6 protein-coding genes are annotated in these 3501 nt (G+C 59.3%); all 6 read right to left on the bottom strand.

Annotated features, from left to right (window positions below; all coding sequences use genetic code 11):
- A partial coding sequence (locus HQL56_18925) for a hypothetical protein (protein MBF0311590.1) occupies positions 1–511 on the bottom strand: 511 nt, incomplete at its 3' end.
- Between the two features lie 301 nt (positions 512–812).
- Positions 813–1373 (bottom strand): hypothetical protein, encoded by a 561-nt coding sequence (locus HQL56_18920; protein MBF0311589.1) that lies wholly within the window; start codon positions 1371–1373, stop codon positions 813–815.
- Positions 1374–1562: 189 nt separating this feature from the next.
- Complete coding sequence (locus HQL56_18915; GenBank protein MBF0311588.1) at positions 1563–2213, bottom strand: DUF4136 domain-containing protein; 651 nt, start codon at positions 2211–2213, stop codon at positions 1563–1565.
- Positions 2214–2256: 43 nt separating this feature from the next.
- On the bottom strand, positions 2257–2523 hold the full coding sequence (locus HQL56_18910; GenBank protein ID MBF0311587.1) for a DUF2442 domain-containing protein: 267 nt from the start codon (positions 2521–2523) through the stop codon (positions 2257–2259).
- Between the two features lie 11 nt (positions 2524–2534).
- The gene (locus tag HQL56_18905; GenBank protein ID MBF0311586.1) at positions 2535–2804 is read right to left on the bottom strand and encodes a DUF4160 domain-containing protein; all 270 of its coding nucleotides are present in this window, start codon (positions 2802–2804) and stop codon (positions 2535–2537) included.
- A 19-nt stretch (positions 2805–2823) separates the two neighbouring features.
- The coding region (locus HQL56_18900) for a radical SAM protein (protein ID MBF0311585.1) at positions 2824–3501 on the bottom strand (678 nt) is incomplete at its 5' end.

The following is a 3501-nucleotide window of genomic DNA, read 5'->3' as shown; positions in this document are numbered from 1 at the left end:
TGAGCAATCGGAATGAGCCGTGAAGCAGTTCCTTTAGGTCTTGGTTACCCCCGCCGCTGCTGCGCAATGTGGTATACAACTGCTCGATGGGGTAGCGTCCCGCATCCTTCTGCCGTCCGGCCCCGGAGCCGATGCCGCGAATTTCCAGACTGCCGGTACGATGCAGCAGAGCTTGCAGCCAGATAGTAAGGTCCACGCCCGTTTGGCCCGAGGAAACATCCTCCCTTTGGATATGGGCAATCAGCCGTACACCGTGCTTGACCTCCAGTTCGACCCGGCTCCAGGGCAGGAGGGGCGAAACAGCCAGTCCGGGGGTGGCTTTATCGGCATGGTTGTTCCAATCGTCCCAGAAGAGCTTGCTGGTAGCCAGAACCATGGGGCGGGTTTCGTTGAGCAACTCCCGGACCCTTTCATGGTCGATAATCCGGGTCGCTTCGGTGAAGGCGTCACTGAGTTGCTGTTTGCCGACATCCTCCACATCGCCCAGGGTCAGACCGACCCTCAAACGCATGAGATATTCCGTGTGAGTCATATTTTGCTTGATCAGGGCCTGTTCAAGGTCCAGGGCAAAGCGCATGACCAGTGGGGTGGGATAAATGGAAGTGTACAAAAAGTAACCATCTCCCGTTCCATGCCAGGAAAACACTCTCTGGGGATCCGCAAAACCCACAAGAGGTTTCAGCGTGGAGACGATCAGCCCGTCAAGGCGGGTTAGGATGGCTCGTTTTTCGGGGGTTTCCAGCTTGGAAAATTCCGCTATATCAATCAAAATAACCGGAATATGCCGAGCATCGGCCATAAGGGCCTCCTTGTCAGGAATCAGGGGTCGTGGTATCCACCGGTCGGGGTGCGGTGCGGATGCTCTCCACCATGGCGGCCAACGCCAGCAGTACCCCGCGATTCAGAGGGAGCAGCTCCCGGCAGTCGTGAATGAGGATGCCGGTGACGAAGGCCGAGGCCAGGGCGGCGGTTTCGAAGGTGAGGGGGGAGAGGCGGCAATAGTTCAGATAGACCGGGTCCAGATGCTCCCGGGTTTGGGCCAGGTTCATCCGGGAAAGCTCCAGCGGGGCCTGCTCCCGGGCGATGGCGTCGTAATCCAGGGTGTGGCCCAGGGCGTTCAGCGCGGAGTTCAGGATGGCTTCCATGCGGGCGCCGAACTCGTCGGCCTCTTCCAGTTGCACCGAATCTCCCGGTGCAAACGTCGAGTCGGCGGGCAGCAGGGAACGCAAGGCCATGGTGCCCGCCATGCGGGCCGCCGAGGCGATCAGGGTTTCGGGGTGTTGCGCTCCGTCGATCACCAGTAGCTTGCGCAGCACGGTGTTGAAAAAATCCACGGCTTCGCTCAAGTTCGTGCGGGGATCAGGCTGCGCCAAGGTCCACTCCTTTGACTTTCAATATTTTATCTTTTAAGTATCAAAAAAAGAAAATGTTCTGTCCTTTGACGTTTTGCCTATTCTGTATTTTGCACCGGGCAGTGGGATGGTATCAACGGCAAAAGTCCCAGGGCGCTGCCCTGGACTCAGTCGGCAGGATAATCCCCCCCGAACCCCCGTATGAATTATTCAGAATTCCATGGGCAGTTCCACAATGCGCGGCTTGCCCGATTTGCCCGGAAATTCGGTGAACAAGGCATCGATCATCACCGGGATCACGGCGGCCATCATGCGGGACGTTCCGGAACTGACCACCTTGGATTCCAATACCTTGCGGGTTTTGCCCTGCTTGCGGGAGGCGTTGTCCAGAATATCCAGGGTCAGGGTGCGGGTGTAGATCGTCGCCGTGGTGGAGGTTACGCCGACCACGCCGATCGTGGGGGTGGAAATGGTGGTTCCGGGCGTGACCGTCACCGTGTCCCCCGTCCGGGTCACGGTGCCCGGCAGATGGGTGGTGTTGTAACCGGTGGTGCCCAGGATGGGGTGGGGTTCCTGAACATCGTGGCCCGCATCGATGCCGTAATGCAGGGAAAGCAGCAGATCCGCCTCCTCGATGGAGGTCTCTTCCAAGCCGAAAATGCGGAATTTGGCCCGGATGCGATTGGCGAAGGCATTGTACTCCAGACTGCCCTCCTGATCCTTGTCCGGCAGAAAGGCGAATCGCTGGTGACGAATGCTGCCGGGCAACTCGTGATACACCACGATCTCCGAAGTTACCGGCCAACTCGACACGCAGCCGCCAAGCAGCAGCAGAAACACCAGCATCAGGGAGGTTTTCATGGCGTTGGCCTGTCGTGCGTGCGGGAGAAAGGTGTCTTCAGTCTCAGGCGATGGCCGAATGGCCAGCCGAATCCGAAACCGGAACGGAACGCTGATAAAGCGTTTCCGGGGCGATATCCAACTCTCCGGGCCAGGTGACGGTGCCGAAGGCCACCCTGGCTTGGGCAAAAAGGTTTTTATCCTGAAGGCGAATGAAGACGCCGCGTGTCAGGTACGGCGTGCAGTCGAATTGCCGGATTTCGCCATTGTCGAAACGCAAATGCAGTTGGTATTCCGAAAGAGCGATGGCCTGGGTCACCATGGGGTACATTGTTGCGATTCCTATTTCAACGGTTTGATCCGCCGGGGCAGTTCGCCTTCCACCGCCAACGCCCAGTTGATCAGGAGTTCCTCCCGGTGCATGTCGATCCATCTGCGAATGTGATGCATTTTATTTGGAGGCATCGTTCCTGCCAAACATTCCCCGTCCAGGATGGCAAAGGAGGCTTCGAAGTTCTGGTAACGAGCATGAATGTGGGGTTTCCGATGTTGTCCTTCATCGAAACAATACATTAAAATCAGGATGCCGTAAAACGTGGAAATGACGGGAATGGCTGCCTCCTTGGGAAATTCACCCCCCCAGCGCCACCATGTGCGGCCCGGCGCGACGGGAGCCGGCGTCGCTGTCCATCTCGTGGGACCAGGGTTTGTCCCGCAGCCCCCGTTCGATGAGGGCGGTCAGTTCGGCGTCCGTGGCGCCGTCCCGCAACGGGGTGAGCAGATCGAGCTGATTCTCCCGGCCCAGACACAGAACCAGCTCCCCGCGTGAGGTGAGCCGCACCCGGTTGCAGGTTTCGCAAAAATGTTGCGAAATGGCCGAGATGATGCCGATGTCGAGGTCGCCATCCACGGCGCGGTAATAGCGCGCCGGTCCCGCCGACTTGACCTGAGGGGCCCCTGCCGGCACGAAACGGGTGCCGAGGGTCCGTTCCAGCCGGGATACGATCTCGGTGGCGGGCACGAACTGTCCCAGCGCCGCGAAACCCGCCTCGCCGATGGGCATGGCCTCGATGAAACGCAGCAATACCTTGCGCTGCCGTGCGAAGGCCACCATGTCGGCTAGTTCGTGGTCGTTGACGCCGCCCATGACCACCATGTTGAGTTTTACCGGAGTAAGACCCGCCTCCACCGCGCCGTCGATGCCCTCCAGAACCGGTTGCAGCCGTCCGCCGCGGGTGATGCGGGCAAAGGTCTCCGCATTCAGGGAGTCGAGGGAGATGTTGACCCGTCCGATGCCCGCTTCCTTCAA

This window comes from Magnetococcales bacterium (assembly GCA_015231925.1).
Lineage (GTDB): Bacteria > Pseudomonadota > Magnetococcia > Magnetococcales > JADGAQ01 > JADGAQ01.
The sequence above is the reverse complement of the archived record's forward strand: the minus strand, read 5'-3'. Positions and strand labels throughout refer to the sequence as shown.